General features: G+C 66.4%; 16 protein-coding genes. 2 read left to right on the top strand and 14 right to left on the bottom strand.

The features are described 5' to 3' along the window. Positions 1-34: 34 nt before the first annotated feature. The 10 genes from ACODS4_RS13560 to ACODS4_RS13515 all read right to left on the bottom strand — a co-directional run bounded on the left by ACODS4_RS13560 (position 35) and on the right by ACODS4_RS13515 (position 8,193). Positions 35-661: a LysE family translocator gene (locus ACODS4_RS13560; RefSeq protein ID WP_488864442.1), complete on the bottom strand. Its 627-nt coding sequence runs from the start codon at positions 659-661 to the stop codon at positions 35-37. Between the two features lie 91 nt (positions 662-752). Beyond that, on the bottom strand, positions 753-1,652 hold the full coding sequence (locus tag ACODS4_RS13555) for a shikimate dehydrogenase (RefSeq protein WP_488864440.1): 900 nt from the start codon (positions 1,650-1,652) through the stop codon (positions 753-755). Between the two features lie 33 nt (positions 1,653-1,685). Beyond that, entirely contained in the window at positions 1,686-3,608 is a 1,923-nt protein-coding gene (locus tag ACODS4_RS13550; protein ID WP_488864438.1) for a bifunctional sugar phosphate isomerase/epimerase/4-hydroxyphenylpyruvate dioxygenase family protein, read from the bottom strand. A gap of 50 nt (positions 3,609-3,658) precedes the next feature. After that, positions 3,659-4,114 (bottom strand): type II 3-dehydroquinate dehydratase, encoded by a 456-nt coding sequence (gene aroQ, locus ACODS4_RS13545; RefSeq protein WP_488864436.1) that lies wholly within the window; start codon positions 4,112-4,114, stop codon positions 3,659-3,661. An 83-nt stretch (positions 4,115-4,197) separates the two neighbouring features. Continuing rightward, positions 4,198-4,974 (bottom strand): amino acid ABC transporter ATP-binding protein, encoded by a 777-nt coding sequence (locus ACODS4_RS13540; RefSeq protein WP_488864434.1) that lies wholly within the window; start codon positions 4,972-4,974, stop codon positions 4,198-4,200. 82 nt (positions 4,975-5,056) lie between these two features. Then, positions 5,057-5,905, bottom strand: a complete 849-nt coding sequence (locus tag ACODS4_RS13535) for a transporter substrate-binding domain-containing protein (protein WP_488864432.1) — start codon at positions 5,903-5,905, stop codon at positions 5,057-5,059. A gap of 44 nt (positions 5,906-5,949) precedes the next feature. Then, on the bottom strand, positions 5,950-6,606 hold the full coding sequence (locus ACODS4_RS13530; protein ID WP_488864430.1) for an amino acid ABC transporter permease: 657 nt from the start codon (positions 6,604-6,606) through the stop codon (positions 5,950-5,952). Positions 6,607-6,617: 11 nt separating this feature from the next. After that, positions 6,618-7,286: an amino acid ABC transporter permease gene (locus ACODS4_RS13525; RefSeq protein WP_488864429.1), complete on the bottom strand. Its 669-nt coding sequence runs from the start codon at positions 7,284-7,286 to the stop codon at positions 6,618-6,620. Between the two features lie 389 nt (positions 7,287-7,675). Further along, positions 7,676-7,942, bottom strand: a complete 267-nt coding sequence (locus ACODS4_RS13520; RefSeq protein ID WP_298379037.1) for a Txe/YoeB family addiction module toxin — start codon at positions 7,940-7,942, stop codon at positions 7,676-7,678. Further along, positions 7,939-8,193: a type II toxin-antitoxin system Phd/YefM family antitoxin gene (locus tag ACODS4_RS13515; RefSeq protein WP_298379040.1), complete on the bottom strand. Its 255-nt coding sequence runs from the start codon at positions 8,191-8,193 to the stop codon at positions 7,939-7,941. Before ACODS4_RS13515 ends, ACODS4_RS13520 begins: the two co-directional genes overlap by 4 nt. 257 nt (positions 8,194-8,450) lie before the next feature. Between ACODS4_RS13515 and ACODS4_RS13510 the strand changes: the two genes are divergently transcribed. Next, complete coding sequence (locus ACODS4_RS13510) at positions 8,451-9,119, top strand: TetR/AcrR family transcriptional regulator (protein WP_488864427.1); 669 nt, start codon at positions 8,451-8,453, stop codon at positions 9,117-9,119. A 63-nt stretch (positions 9,120-9,182) separates the two neighbouring features. On the opposite strand, the gene ACODS4_RS13505 is transcribed toward ACODS4_RS13510, so the two are convergent. Next, complete coding sequence (locus tag ACODS4_RS13505) at positions 9,183-10,166, bottom strand: aldo/keto reductase (protein ID WP_488864426.1); 984 nt, start codon at positions 10,164-10,166, stop codon at positions 9,183-9,185. Positions 10,167-10,275: 109 nt separating this feature from the next. Here ACODS4_RS13505 and ACODS4_RS13500 point away from each other — a divergent pair, with 109 nt between their 5' ends. Beyond that, positions 10,276-11,178 carry a LysR family transcriptional regulator gene (locus ACODS4_RS13500; protein ID WP_488864424.1) on the top strand — a complete coding sequence of 301 codons (903 nt, stop codon included), beginning with the start codon at positions 10,276-10,278 and terminating at the stop codon, positions 11,176-11,178. Here the strand turns inward: ACODS4_RS13500 and ACODS4_RS13495 are convergent. From ACODS4_RS13495 to ACODS4_RS13485, 3 genes are read right to left on the bottom strand one after another with little or no spacing between them, the layout of a single operon-like run. Continuing rightward, positions 11,173-13,041: a TRAP transporter large permease gene (locus ACODS4_RS13495; protein WP_488864423.1), complete on the bottom strand. Its 1,869-nt coding sequence runs from the start codon at positions 13,039-13,041 to the stop codon at positions 11,173-11,175. The genes ACODS4_RS13500 and ACODS4_RS13495 overlap by 6 nt on opposite strands. A 52-nt stretch (positions 13,042-13,093) precedes the next feature. Next, on the bottom strand, positions 13,094-14,116 hold the full coding sequence (locus ACODS4_RS13490) for a TRAP transporter substrate-binding protein (protein WP_488864421.1): 1,023 nt from the start codon (positions 14,114-14,116) through the stop codon (positions 13,094-13,096). A 51-nt stretch (positions 14,117-14,167) separates the two neighbouring features. Then, on the bottom strand, positions 14,168-15,187 hold the full coding sequence (locus ACODS4_RS13485; RefSeq protein WP_488864419.1) for a Zn-dependent oxidoreductase: 1,020 nt from the start codon (positions 15,185-15,187) through the stop codon (positions 14,168-14,170). Between the last annotated feature and the right edge of the window lie 11 nt (positions 15,188-15,198).

Raw genomic sequence — 15,198 nt, 5'->3', positions numbered from 1 at the left:
TTTTTCCCCTCGCCGCAATCGCATTGAGGGCGGATCAGGTGTGGCTGGCGGACGCCATCACGCCGCCGATGCCGACGAACATGCCGCCGGTGATCCGGTTGAACACACGCCCGTGGCGGGTCAGCCAGGGGGCGACGCGCTGGGCCATTCCGGCCAACACCAGCTCATAGCAAAATTCCGTGAAGGCGAAGGTGCCGCCGAGAACGGCGAATTGCAGCCAGAAGGACGCGCCGGGAATCATGAATTGCGGCAGAAAGGCGGCGAAGAAGATCAGCGCCTTCGGGTTCGACACCGCGACCATAAAGCCTTCGGTGAACAGACGCGCCGGGCCGTGGCGCGGGCCGCTTTCGGCCTCCCCGTCGGCGTTGACGGCGGCGGCGGGGGTCCGCCACAGACGGACGCCGAGATAGACGAGATAGGCCGCGCCGATCCATTTGGCGATGGTGAAGGCGGTTTCCGACGCCGCCAGCAGCGCCCCCATTCCGGCCAGCGACGCGGCGACCAGAACCAGAAATCCGACGACCCCGCCCAACACCGTCGCGATGGTGCGGTTGAAGCCGTAGCGCACGCCGTGGGTCAGCGACAGCAAGCCGTTCGGCCCCGGCGTCAGGGACAGGCCGATGGCGGCCAGCGCGTAGAGGATCCAGAGGTCAAGCGTCACGGCGGCGGCTCCTGCGTCAAGGATTGAGGCCGCAGTATGGCGCCAGCGGTCGCGCGCCGCCATCCGTGCGATGAAAAAACAGGCGCGTCCCTCAGTACGCCCCCATCGCGGCGAAATGGGCGCGGATGCGCTCCGGGTCCGGCTCCACCCCGGTGAACAGACGGAAGGCGTCGCTGGCCTGAAACACCGCCATGCCGCCGCCGTCCAGCGTGCGGCAGCCGCGCGCGCGGGCCTCGCGCAGCAATTCGGTTTCCAACGGGAAATAGACGATCTCGGCGACCCACAGGCGGCTGCGCAGCAGCTCGGCGGGCAGCGGCAGGCCGGGGAATTTCGCCATGCCGGTGGGAGTGGCGTGGATCAGCCCATCGGCCTGCGCCATCGCCGCTTCCAATTCGCTGATGGCGTCGGCCCGGCCCGCGCCGAAACGGGCGTTGAGCTGGTCTGCCAGCGCGACCGCGCGCGCCGGATCGGCGTCGAACAGGCTGAGGCGGCCAACGCCCAACTGCAAAGCGGCGTGGGCCACGGCGGCCCCGGCGCCACCCGCCCCCAACTGGACGACGCGGGCGCGCGGCACGTCGCCCAAGCCGCGCCGGAAACCTTCGGCGAAGCCCGAACAATCGGTGTTGTGGCCGACGCGCCGCCCGCCCGACAGCACCACCGTGTTGACCGCGCCGATGGCCCGCGCGTCGTCCGACAACTCGTCCAACAGCGGGATGATCGCCTGTTTGCAGGGGTAGGTGATGTTCAGGCCGGTGAAGCCCAGCCGCTCCGCCCCCTCCAGCAGTTCCGGCAGCGCGTCCACCCCGACCTGAAGCTGGTCAAGGTCGATCAGACGGTAGATGTAGCGCAGGCCGAGCGCGTCGGCCTCCTGCTCGTGCATCGGCGGGGTGCGCGAGGCTTGGATCCCCGCGCCGATCAGGCCGACGATGATGGAGGGCGCGCGAGCGGGGGCCTGAACTGGGGCGGGGGCGGCGTGCGGTGCGTTGGTCATGATGCGTCTTTCCGAAGGAACGGAATGGTCGGGTCAGTCGAGGTAGCGTTCGGGCCAGCGGTCTTCGCGAAGCTGGGCCTGCACCGCCATGCGGACGGAGGCGTTGACCGCGCCGAACTGGCGGTAGCCGCCGCGCCGCTCCACCACCTCAAAGAAAAAGCGGTCGCTGAAACTGTCGGTGTAGGCGTGCAGGAACTCGCCCTCCTCGTCGCGGTCGTAGAGCAGCTCGCGACGCTTCAGCGCCGCCAGCGCGTCATCGTCCAGCGGGTGCTTGACCGCGAGATCGTCGTAGTAATTGGCGGGGATCGGCAGGAACGGCACGCCCGCCGCCAACCCGGCTTCGACCAGCGGGCCGATGTCCGGGCTGGAAAAGGCGATGTGGTGCACCCCCGCCCCGGCGGTGGCCCCGACGAAACGCCCGGTCGCCGTGCGGCGGCTTTCCGAAATGTTCAGCGGCAGCCGCACCCCGCGCCCCGCCGTCGCGCCGGGGCTGACCAGCGCCCGGCTGCGGATCAACCCGTAGGGATCGGGCAGCTCCCACAGGCTGTCGGGCAGGAAGCCGAAGACGGCGCGGTAAAACAGCACGAAGCTGTCGAGCCGTCCGAAGGGCAGGGCTTGGGCCACATGGTCGATGCCGGTCAACGCGCCGGAGGCGTCGTCCTCATCCTCGCCGCCCGGCAACATGTGGAAGTCATCCTCCCACAGACTGCGCCCGGCGGGATCGTCCCCGGCGGGATCGTCGTTGACCAGATAAATCAGGGTGCCGTCGGGCGCGCGCAGCGCCGGGATGCGGCGTTCGCCCGCGCCGACGCGCTCGCGCCAGGACAGGCATTTCAGCGCCTCGGCGCGGGCCATCGCCCGTTGCGCGTCGTCCACGCGAAAGGCCATGGCGCAGACCGAGGGGCCGTGCATCTGGAAATGCTCCGACGCCGCCGAATCCTCCTCGCTGTTCAGCACCAGATTGACCCCGCCCCGGCGGTAGAGATCGACCGCCTTGGAGCGGTGATGACCGGCGTGGCGGAAGCCCAATTGAACGAGCAGCGCCGCGAGCGACGCGCGCGCCGCGTCGTCCACGGCGAATTCCAGAAACTCCACCCCGTCACAGACCGGCGGTTCGGGCAGGCCGGGGCCGTATCCGGCCTCCGCCTCCGCGTGGATCAGGGAGCGCAGACCGTCCAGCGCGGTCAGCCGGGCCGGGGCGGCGCGGAACTCGTCGTTGAAGATCTCCAGCGACAGCGGGCCGCTGTAGCCCGAATCCAGCACCGCTTTCAAAAAGGGCGTCACCGGCAACTGGCCCTGGCCGGGAAAGTTGCGGAAATGGCGGCTCCAGGACAACACGTCCATCGACAGCTTCGGCGCGTCGGCCAACTGGACGAAGAAGATCTTCTCGCCCGGCAATTCGGCGATGCCGGAAAACTCATCGTCGAGCGCCAGCGTGTGGAAACTGTCGACGATCAACCCCAAGGCCGGGTGGTCGGCGCGCTGAACGATGTCCCAGGCCTGCCGCCAGCGTTTGACGTGGCGGCCCCAGGCCAGCGCCTCATACCCCACGCGCAGACCCCGGCGCTGGGCGCGGTCGGCCATCTCGGCCAGATCGGCGGCGGCGCGGGCCGGATCGTCGATGGCGTGCGGCTGCACGTTGGAGCAGACCAACACCAGATCGGTTCCCAGCGCCTCCATCACGTCGAATTTGCGTTCGGCGCGGTCAAGGTTGCGGGCGCGGATCGGGTCGGGCATCGCCTCGAAATCGCGGAAGGGCTGGAACAGGGTGATGGCCAGCCCCAGCCCCTCGGCGATGCGCCGCACATCGGCGGGGGAGCCGTCGAAGGTCAACAGGTCGCTTTCAAAAATCTCCACCCCATCGAATCCGATGGTGGCGGCGGCCTCCAGCTTTTCCGGCAGGGTGCCGCTCAGCGAGACGGTGGCGATGGATTTTGCAAAGGCGGGGGTGGACATCGGACGGCTCCTGTCGCTGGGGGCGGCGGAAAGGGGGCGAGGAAAGGTCGTCAGGCCCGCCCGGCCCGCTCGTCGATCAAGCGGGCGACGCGCCGCAGCGCCAGCCCGTAACCCTGCGTGCCGAATCCGGCGATCACCCCATCGGCCCGCGCCGAGATGAAGGAGTGGTGGCGGAACGGCTCGCGCTTGTGGACGTTGGAGATGTGGATTTCGATCACCGGGGCGTCGAAGGCGTTCAGCGCGTCGAGGATCGCCACCGAGGTGTGGGTGAAGGCCGCCGGGTTGATGACGATGCCGCCCGCGTCGTTCCGCGCCTCATGAATCCAGTCGATCAGCTCATACTCGCGGTTGCTCTGGTGGAAGCGGACGGCGAGGTCAAGTTCGTCCGCCAGCGCGCGGCATTCGGCCTCCACGTCGGCCAGGGTGACGTGGCCGTAAATCTCGGGCTGGCGCTTTCCCAGCAGATTCAGGTTCGGCCCGTTCAGAATGTAGACAAGACGGCTCATGCGATCTCCTGCCGGGGCTGGATCGGTGACGGAAGGCGCGGAACGGAATGGGGGAAAACGCGGCGCGGATCGCGCCCGCCCGGTCAGTGATGGGCGAGGATTTCGCCCAGGAAGCTGCGGGCGCGCGGGTGTTTGGGCGCGCGGAAGAAGCTTTCCGGGTCGGCCTCTTCCAAAATCTGGCCTTCGGCCATGAAGATCACACGGTCGGCGACCTGCCGGGCGAAGCCCATTTCGTGGGTGACGCACACCATCGTCATGCCGTCGCGGGCCAGACCGACCATGGTGTCCAACACCTCTTTCACCATTTCGGGATCAAGGGCGGAGGTCGGCTCGTCGAACAGCATCACTTTGGGTTCCATGCACAGCGCGCGGGCGATGGCGACGCGCTGCTGCTGGCCGCCCGACAGTTGGGCCGGGTATTTGTGGGCGTGTTCGGCGATGCGCACCCGCTCCAGATAGCGTTTCGCCGTGGCCTCCGCCGCCGCCGCCGTGACGCCGCGCACCCGCATCGGGGCCAGCGTGCAGTTTTGCAGCACCGTCATGTGGGGGAACAGGTTGAAGTTCTGGAACACCATCCCGACTTCGCTGCGCACCGCGTCCACGCTGCGCGTGCTGTCGTCCAACCGCAAGCCGTCCACGGCGATCCGCCCGGTCTTGATGGTTTCCAGATGGTTTATGCAGCGGATCAGCGTGCTTTTCCCCGACCCGGAGGGGCCGCACAGCACGATCTTTTCCCCCCGGCGAACCGACAGGTTGACGTCGCGCAGGGCGTGATAGGCCCCGTACCATTTGTTCACGTCCTCCATCACGATGAGAGGATCGTCACCCGGGGGCGACGCGGCGGCGGCGGTTGACGGCATGGCGCGGATGTCCTCGCACGGGAAGAGGGGGCGCCGCCGTTGAACCAGGGACGGCGGCGCAAGGGGTGGCGCTGGGCGGCGGTCAGCCGACGGTGAAGGGGACGCCCTCCAGCGTGGTCGGGAATTCGGGCGGGGCGAAGCCCATCCAGGTCTGGTAAATCTTGGCCAGTTCGCCGTTGGCCTTGATCGTGTCGATGAAGGCGTTGACCGTCTCGTTCCATTCCTTTTGGCCCAGACGGGTTCCGGCCCCGTTGTATTGGCGGACGAAATCAAGCTTCCGCTCATAGGCGCCGGGCTGGGATTTGTTGAGGCGCAGCGGGTAGAACTGGTTGGCCCCCACCGCCTGGACCTGGCCCGACAGCAGCGCCTGGATGGTCGCCGCGTCGTCGTCGAAACGGCGGATCGTGGTGCCTTCCGGGGCGACCTTGGTCACGGCGGTGTCCTGCGCGCTCGACCGGGCGACGCCGATGGTGAAGTTCTTCATGTCGGCGGGGGTGGCGATGGCCGTTCCCTTGGCCGCCACCAGAATGATGTCGTTGGCGGCGTAGGGCTTGGAGAATTGGATCGCCTTGGCGCGGTCGGGGTACATGCCCATGGTGGCGAACAGGATGTCCACCCGGCCCGTCAGCAGGGCCGGAATGCGGTTGGCCACCGCCGTCGGCACGAACTCCACCGGCACCCCCAACTGCTTGCCGAACAGCTTGGCGACGTCGGCGTCAAAGCCCTCCTGCACGCCTTGGGAGTTGACGAAACCCCAGGGCGCGTTGTCGCCCTGGATGCCGACGACCAGCTTGCCCTTGCTTTTGATCTCGGACACGGTTTGCGCGGCGGCGTCGCGCGGCAGGGTCAACAGAGCCGGAGCGGCGAGCGCGGCGAGGCCGGCCCCCAGAACGCTGCGGCGGGACGGGCGGAACATCGGCGTGTCGGTCATGGTGGCGCTTCCTCTGTTTTTTGAGTTGAGAGCGGGTTGGACGATCAACGGGCGGCGGCTCGGGCGATCCGGCTTTCGACGCGCATGCCGTAGAGCGACAGCGGCCAGCACAGGGCGAAATAGATCGCGCCGACGACGGAGAAGACGAGCAGCGGCTCGTAGGTCTGGTTCGACACGATCTGACCGGCGCGGGCCAACTCGATGAAGCCGACGATGGCGGCCAGCGAGGTTCCCTTGATGAGTTGGACCAGGAAACCGATGGTGGCGGGCAGGGCGATGCGCAGCGCTTGCGGCAGGATGACGTCGCGCATCCGGGGAACGTAATGCAGCCCCAGCGCCTTCGCCGCCTCGAACTGGCCCTTGGGCAGCGCCTCGATGGAGCCGCGCCAAATCTCGCCGAGGAAGGCGCTGGCGTGCAGGGTGAAAGCGATGGCGACGGCGACCCAGGCGGGCAGCGTCAAACCGATCAGCCCCAGCCCATAATAGATGACGAACAGTTGCATCAGCAGCGGCGTGCCTTGAAACACGGCGATGTAGCCGCCGGTGATCCGCCGCAAGGCGCGCGAGGCGGAGGTCCGCGCCAGCGCCACCCCCAGCCCGCCGATTCCGCCGCCGACGAAGGCGATGGCCGCCAGCAGCACCGTCCATTTCAGGCCCTGGATCAGAAAGCCCAGCTCGCCCAGACCGAATGTGGTTCCCATGTCAGCCGCTCCTATCGGGTCGGATAGTCGAAGTAGCGGCGGGAGAAGACCGAGAAGCTGGTCATCAACAGCCAGGAAATCGCCAGATACATCAGCGTGATGGTGAAATAGACCTCGAAACTGCGGAAGGTTTCGGATTCGATCCGTTGCGCCACGGAGGTCAATTCATAGGCCGAGATGGCCGAACAGATGCTGGACGTCAGGGTCAGCATGATGAACTGGCCGGTCAGCGACGGGTAAATGGCGCGCAGGGCCGGTTTCAGCACGATCATGCGGAACACCTGCCCCTTGTGCAGGCCCAACGCCAAACCGGCTTCGATCTGGCCCTTGTCGATGCTCTGCACCCCGCCCCGGATGATCTCGATGGCGTAGGCGCCGCCGTTCAGGCCAAGGGCGAGGATCGCCGTCACCGTCGGGTTCAGCGTCAAACCAATGTTCGGCAGGGCGAAGAACAGGAAGAAGATTTGCACCAGAAAGGGCGTGTTGCGCACCAGCTCGACAAAGGCGATGACGATGGAGCGCAGCCAGCGGTGATGCGACCCGCGCGCGACGACCCCGCCCACCCCGACCGCCAAGGCCAGCGTCATCCCGGACAGCGCCAAGCCGATGGTGCCCAGACAGCCCCACAGCAGGGATGGCAGCGCGTCGAGCACGACGTTGAAGTCAAGTGTGTAGCCCAAAGGCGCGTCCTCCCCTGCGGATCATGGTCGGTGGTGCGTGGGTGGCGGCTTGGTCGCCGCTTTTGCGTCGCCGCGCGCGGCGACGGATCAGACTAAGCCGGTTGAGGTCCGTTCGCCTTGTCGGGGGCGACCGTCGCCGTCGGAAGGGTCGGGGCCGGTCGGCCCGTCGTGCGGCCTCGATAAAGAACGTACTGGTTCGTACATTTTGACGCAACTGATTTCTGCCACGAACAATCCGATTTTTGATTGTCCTTACACTGATTGAGTGTATGGGCGGCTATCGCCCGAAGATGGGGTAGGCCCACGCGTGGGATATGGCGCGCAGGGGCAAGGATCGGCGCGACCGTTAAGGACGGGCCGAAAAGGGACGCAGCCTCAGTGACGGTTGGTCAGTAATGGAACCGACACGCTGCGATCACCAGGGTCTGGCCGTCGCCCTCCCCCATGACCGTGTAGACGAGGCGGTGTTCCCCGGTGATGCGGCGGGACCACCAGCCCTTCAGGCTGTGCTTCAGCGGTTCGGGCTTGCCAATCCCTTTGAAGGGGGTTCGCTTGACGTCGCGAATCAGGTCATTGATCCGGCGCAGCACGTCGCGATCCGCGTCAATCCAATGCTGGTAATCATTCCAGCCGATGTCCGTGAAGGCCGTTCTCATTCCTCGACGAGGTCGCGCTCGACAAGGCGTCCCTCTTCGGCCTGTTGGATCGAGGCCAGCAGGCGGGCGGCGTTGGCCGGGCTGCGGAGGAGATGAAGGGTTTCCTCCATGCCCTCAAACTCTTCCAGGGACATCATGACCACCGACCGACCGCCTTGGCGGGTGACGACCAGAGGCGCGCGGCTGTCGCACACCTCGTCCATCAATCCGGCGAGATTTTGGCGGAGTTCGGTGTAGCTGACATGGGCCATGGCGGAGTCCTGTCTGGTTGTTCAGGCCAGCGTCGTTGGGACGGCGATCTGAAGCTGTAGACCGATCATGTACAAACTTCTGTACGCCTTGCACTGTGCCTATGGACAAGGCCGGAGTCAATGGCCTGGAGCGACGCAAGGCACAGCGAAAGCACTACCATAAGCCATTGATTTGTATAATATTTGACATTTTGGTCCAATTGGTTCATGACACCAGCATCTGGGGCGCTTGGCGCCGACCGCGCACGGATGATGGCATGACCGCTGACGACCCGACGACGACCCCAAAGCCCGGCCGCAAGAACAACCCGGAAGCGACCAAACAGAACATCCTGGACGTCGCGCGGGAGGAGTTCGCCAATCTGGGCTTCAGCGGCGGGCGGGTGGACGCCATCGCCGAGCGGACGCGCACGACCAAACGGATGATCTATTATTATTTCGGCAGCAAGGAAGGGCTGTATCTGGCCGTGCTGGAAAAGGCCTACAGCGACATCCGCAGCATCGAGAACACGCTGAATCTGGAGGATCTGGAGCCGGAAACGGCGATCCGCACCCTGATCGACTTCACCTTCGACTATCAGGAGCAGCACGAGGATTTCATCCGGCTGGTGAGCATCGAAAACATTCACCGGGCCGAGCATATGAAGGCTTCCACCGTCATCGGCAATCTGAACGTCACGGTCATCGACACGATCCGCAAGATCCTGGACGCGGGCCGGGCCGCCGGAGTTTTCAAGAACGCGATCTCGCCGACCGACCTGCATCTGATGATCAGCGCCTTTTGTTTTTTCCGGGTGTCGAACCGTCACACCTTCACCCTGATCTTTCACCAGGATCTGGCGGCCCCCGACACCCGCGCCCGCCACAAAAGGATGGTCGGCGACGCGATCATCAGCCTGCTGAAATCCGAGGGAAGCGCCGCGTGATCCCCCAACGAAAAGCCCCTCCTCCACGGGGGAAGAGGGGCTTTTCCGAACAAGGCGCAGGCCTCAGCGACCAACCCACTGTTGCAGATGGGCCGGGTAGCGGTCCCCCTGCACGGTGATCGACGCCAAAGCGTCGGCGATGGCGGCCAAATCGGCGCCGGTCAGTTGGACGCTCGCCGCGCCGATGTTTTCATCCAGGCGATGCCGTTTGGTGGTGCCGGGAATGGGGACGATCCAGGGCTTTTGCGCGAGCAGCCAGGCCAAGGCGATTTGGGCGGAGGTCGCCTGCTTCTCCGTCGCGATCACGCCCAACCGATCCACCAGGATCTGGTTTGCCCGTCGCGCTTCCTCCGTGAAGCGGGGAACGGTGTTGCGGACATCATCGCCACTGAACACCGTGTCAGCGGTGATCGAGCCGGTGAGGAAACCCCTGCCCAGCGGGCTGAAGGGGACGAAACCGATCCCAAGCTCCTCCAGCGTCGGCAGCAATTCGGCCTCCGGCTGCCGCCACCACAGCGAATATTCGCTTTGCAGGGCCGTCACCGGCTGGACCGCGTGCGCGCGGCGGATGGTCGAAACCCCCGCTTCGGACAGGCCGAAATGCTTCACCTTGCCTTCCGCGATCAAATCCCGCACCACGCCTGCGACTTCTTCGATCGGCACGTTCGGATCGACGCGGTGTTGATAGAACAGGTCGATGACGTCGGTCTTCAACCGCAAGAGCGCCGCCTCGGCGACCGCGCGGACGCGTTCGGGGCGGCTGTCCAGACCGCGTTGCGCGTCGCCGTCGGCAAAGCCGAATTTGGTGGCGATCACGACCTGATCACGCACCGGGCGCAGGGCCTCGCCGACCAATTCCTCGTTGGTGAAGGGGCCATAGGCTTCGGCGGTGTCGAACAAGGTGACGCCGCGTTCGACGGCGGTTCGGATCAGCGCGACGGCTTCGGACGTCTCCGTGGCCGGTCCATAGCCGAAGCTCAATCCCATGCAGCCAAGCCCGATGGCTGAAACTTCCAGGCCGCTGCGTCCAAGCGCGCGTTTTTGCATGATGTCGCTCTCCGTGACCGCCGGTGTGTGGCGTGGCGGCACTTTAAGGCGTGCGGCGATCAGCGATTAGCCGGTAAAATGGGCATAAGCCTATGCTGGAGATTCATCAATGCGACGGGAGGACCTGGGGGATCTGATGGCCTTTCTGGCGGTGGCCGAGGCGCGCAGCTTCACCCGCGCGGCGGCCAAGTTGGGAACCTCCCAATCCGCTCTGAGCCACACCATCCGCCGCCTGGAAGCCGATCTTGGTGTTCGGCTGTTGGCCCGAACCACGCGGACCGTCGCGCCGACGGAGGCCGGGGAACGGCTGATCGCATCCCTGCGCCCAGCCTTTCAAGAGATCGACGGCGCGCTGGCCACGCTGGGCGGCCTGCGGGACAAGCCCGCCGGAACGGTGCGGATCACCACCAGCCGCCACGCCGCCGACACCATCCTGTGGCCGACGCTGGCGCGGCTGTTGCCGGACTATCCCGACGTCAAGGTGGAGCTGTCCATCGATTCGGCCCTGACCGACATTGTGGCCGAACGCTTTGACGCGGGCGTCCGTCCGGGCGAGCAGGTGGCCAAGGATATGGTCGCCGTGCGGATCGGGCCGGATTTGCGGATGGCGGTGGTGGGCGCGCCGTCCTACTTCGCCGATCACCCGCCGCCGCAGACGCCACACGACCTGACGCGCCACACATGTGTGAATCTGCGCCTGCCAACCTTGGGTGGCCTGTATGCCTGGGAGTTTGAAAAGGACGGGCGGACGCTGAACGTCCGGGTCGATGGGCGGTTGGCTTTCAACGACACCACTCTGATTCTGCGGGCGGCGGTCGCGGGTTTCGGTTTGGCCTTCGTGATGGAGGATCAGGCGGCGGACCTGATCGCCGATGGGCGGTTGGTCCGCGCGCTGGCCGACTGGTGCCCGCCCTTTCCCGGCCACCACCTCTATTACCCCAGCCGCCGCCAACCAACCCCCGCCTTCACCCTGCTGGTGGAGGCCCTGCGCCACCGGCTGGCGGGCTTATAGGAAGCCGATGGAAATCCAGGGAATCAGCACGATCAGCAACAGGGCGACCAGCAACGCCCCCATGTGCGGCCACACCCGGCGGATCGCCACGTCCGGCGACACCCGACCGATGGCGCAGGCCAGATAGAAGCCGACGCCAAACGGCGGCATGAACAGGCCAAAGCCCATGGCGAAGACGGCGACGATGGCGTAATGCACCTCGTTCACCCCCATCATGCGGGCGATGGGGAACAGCAGCGGGCCGAACAGGACGATGGCGGGAACCCCCTCCAGCACGCTGCCCAGAATGATGAAGGCCAGGGCGGAGACCAGCAGGAAGCCCAGCTTGCCGCCGGGAACCAGCGTCATCACCTCGACCAACTGGCGCGAGAAGCCTGATTGCGTCAGCGCCCAGGCCATCGCCGTCGCCGCGCCGACCACCAGCAGGATCGCGCCCGACAGCGACGCGGTTTCGACCAGGATCGGATACACCCGCTTCCAATCGAATTGGCGGTAGACCAGCAGCCCGACGACGACGGTGTAAAGAATGCCGATGGTGGAGACCTCGGTCGCCGTCGCCACGCCCTCGACCACGGCGGTACGGATGACCACGGGCAGGCCCAGGCCGGGAATGGCGATGACGAACAGCCGCAGCTTGTCCCGCCCGGTGAAACGCTGGACCTGCGACATGTCCTCGTTGCGCGTCTGGAACCAGACCACGACGGACAACACCGCCATGCCGACCACGGCGGGCAGCAGGCCGCCGGTGAACAGCGCGGCGATCGACACGCCGGTGACGGATCCCACGGTGATGAGGACGATGCTGGGCGGAATGGTTTCCGACATCACCGCCGAGGCCGACAGCAGCGAGGTCAAATCCCCCTCCTGGTTGCCGCGCTTCTTCATCTCCGGGAACAGGGCCGGGGCGACCGCCGCCATGTCGGCGGCCTTGGCCCCGGAAATGCCCGAGACCAGATACATCGCCCCCAACAGCACATATTGCAGACCGCCGCGCAGATGGCCGAGCAGCGCGACGAGAAAGGCGATCATGGCGCGGGCCAGCCCGGCCACCTCGATCAAGGCGCCCAGCAGGATGAACATCGGCACGGCCAGCAGGATCAGATGGGACATCCCCTCATCCATGCGGCTGGGCACGATGGTCAGCGGGATCTGGGTGGAAAAGGCCAGATAGCTGACGGTGCCCAAACAGAAGGCGAAGGCGATGGGCGCGCCGATCACCATGCAGAAGCTGACGATGCCCAGAAAGAAAATCAGCAGATTGGCGTTGCCCATCGCCTCGAAGGTCGGGGCCAGCGACCAGAACAGCCCGGCGGCGGCGGCGATTCCGCCCGCGACCACGGCGATCTGAAACAGGCTGGCCCGTTTCAGCATCGTGTCCACCGCCGTCAGCAGCATCAAACCGAAGCCGACCAGAACGGCGGCGACGCGGAACCCTTCGCTGATTTCCAGGACGGGCGTCGTGCTGATGGACAGATCCTCGAAATGCTCCAGCGCGGCGGGCAGCAGGGTCAGCAGCAAGGCCACCACCAGCCCCATGCCCAGCGTGTCGAGCCACGACCGCGCCCCGTCCGACAGGTTGCGGACGAAGGCGGTCAGGCGCATGTGCTCCCCCCGCCGCAGGGCGACGACCGCCCCCAGCATCGCCAGCCACAAAAAGACCAGCGAGGCCAACTCGTCCGACCAGACGAGCGGGGTGTGGAAGACGTAGCGCGCCACCGTGCTGCTGGCCAGCAGCGCCGCTTCGACGGCGACCAGCAAGGCCGCCGCCCCTTCGGTGACGAGGGTCAGGGCGGCGTCGAACCCCCGCAGCAGCGGGCTGCGGTGGGTGGTCGCCGCGTGGGGCGGCGTCATCGCGGTGCTCATGTCCGTTCAAGCCTTGTCGAGTCACGCATGCGTCGGGCGGGGCGGGCGGCGGTTACAACGGGCCGGAGTATTTTTCCAGGATGGTCCACACCGCTTCGCCGTATTTGGCCTTGTACTCCTCGTAGAAACCGGCGGCCTTCAGGGCGTCGCGGAAGGGCTTCTTGTCGGGATCGGTGAAAACCACGCCGGTCGCCTGCATCGCGTCCACCGCCTTTTCGTTCAGGATGGCGACGTCCTCGCGCTCCTTCACGGCGGCGGTGGCGAAATGCTTGGAAATGCTGGCCTGAACGTCGGCGGGCAGGGTCGCCCATTTCTTGTTGCCCATGAAGATGTAATGGCCGTCCCAGATGTGGCCGGTGCGGGCGACGTATTTCTGCACCTCGTACAGCTTGGCGCTCTGGATCAGGGCCAGCGGGTTTTCCTGGCCGTCGACCACGCGGGTTTGCAGGGCGGCGTACAATTCGCCGAACTGGATCGGCGTCGGCGCGGCGCCCAGACCCTTGAACACCGACACCCACAGCGGGTTGCCCGGCACGCGGATCTTCAGGCCCTTCAAATCCTCGGGCGTGTTCACCGGCTTGGCGCTGGTGGTGATGTTGCGATAGCCGTTGTCGAGCATTTTTTCAAAGGCGTGCAGCCCGGCCTTGTCGAAGGCGGCGCGGACATAGGCCCCGAGATCGCCGTCCATCGCCGCCCAGACCTGGCTGTAATCGGCGAAGGCGAAGGCCACGGCGTTGATGCTGGCGACCGGCACGATGGTCTGGTTGACGCCCGAGGTGGACATGAAATCCAGCGCGCCGGAGCGCACCTGGCTGAACATCTCCGGCTCGCTGCCCATCTGGCTGTTGGGGAAGAGTTGGATGTCCACCTGCCCGCCGGTCTCGGCCTTGATCGCCTCGGCGGCTTCGCTGATGCGCAGCACGGCGGGATGATCGGCGGGGAAGGCGGTGCCGTAGCGCAGACGGTATTTCGCCTGCGCCGACGCCTCGAACGGCAGGGCGGTCAGCAGGGCGGCGGCGGCGCACAGGGTGGTGAGGGCGCCGGTGACGCGGCGGCGGGTGACGAGGCTGCTCATAGGGAAAATCCTCCCAGGATTTTGGCGTTTGCTTTGATTGAAAGGGTGGTTTTAGAGGCTGAAGTCCAACTGGACCTTCACCGTGCTGCCGGGGTCGCGCTCGATCAGGGCGAAGGCGTCGGCGGCGTCAGCGGCGGGGAACACTTGGGTGATGAGCTTTTCCGGCTTCAGCCGCCCGGATTCGATCCAGTCGATCACCTGCGGCAGCAGGCGGCGGTTCAGGCGGGAACCGACCAGAGTCAGCTCCTTCTTGACGATTTCCTGCTGGCTGATGTTGCAGGGCGCGGGCGAGAAGCCGAGCAGGCCGATGCGGCCCGCCGGGCTGGCCAGACGGCAGGCCTCTTCCAGCAGGGCCGGAACGCCCGCCCCGTCGATGACCACGGTCGGCCCCAACCCGTCATTCTCGTCGCGCACGGCGTCGGGAACCGACACACGGGTCGAGTTCAAAATCACGTCGGCCCCGAACTCCTTGGCGCGGGCCAGCCGGGCGTCGTCGAGGTCGGCGATGACGCAGCGCGCGCCGTACAGCTTGGCGACCTGCACCACCGTCAGCCCGACCGTTCCGGCGCCGTAGATCAGCACGACGTCCTCAGGGCCGATGCCGGTGCGCGACAGGACGTTCGCGGCGATGGACAGCGGTTCCGCCAGGGCGGCGATGGAAAAGGGCAGATCGTCGCGCACCTTGATGGCGTTGGCGGCGGGCACGGAGACGCGGTTGCGGAACCCGCCGTCGCGGTGGACGCCGAACACCTCCAGATGGGCGCAGACGTTGGTGCGTCCGGCCCGGCAGGCGTAGCAGCGCCCGCAGGACACCACCGGATCGACCACGACATGGTCGCCGACCGCCACCGTCTCGACACCGGCGCCGACGGCCTCGACGATTCCGCTGAACTCGTGGCCGATGACGCGCGGGTAGACGGCGAAGGGGTTGGCGCCGTGGTAGATGTGCATGTCGGAGCCGCAGATTCCGGCGCGCTGGACGCGGACCAGAACCTCGCCAGCGGCGACGGCGGGATCACGTTCGGGCGCGAGCGTCAGGACGTGGGGTTTTTCGACGATCAGGGCAACCATGGGATCAATCC

The sequence above is a fragment of the Azospirillum sp. FG154 genome, assembly GCF_057809575.1.
This window is presented reverse-complemented; position numbering and strand designations above follow the sequence as displayed.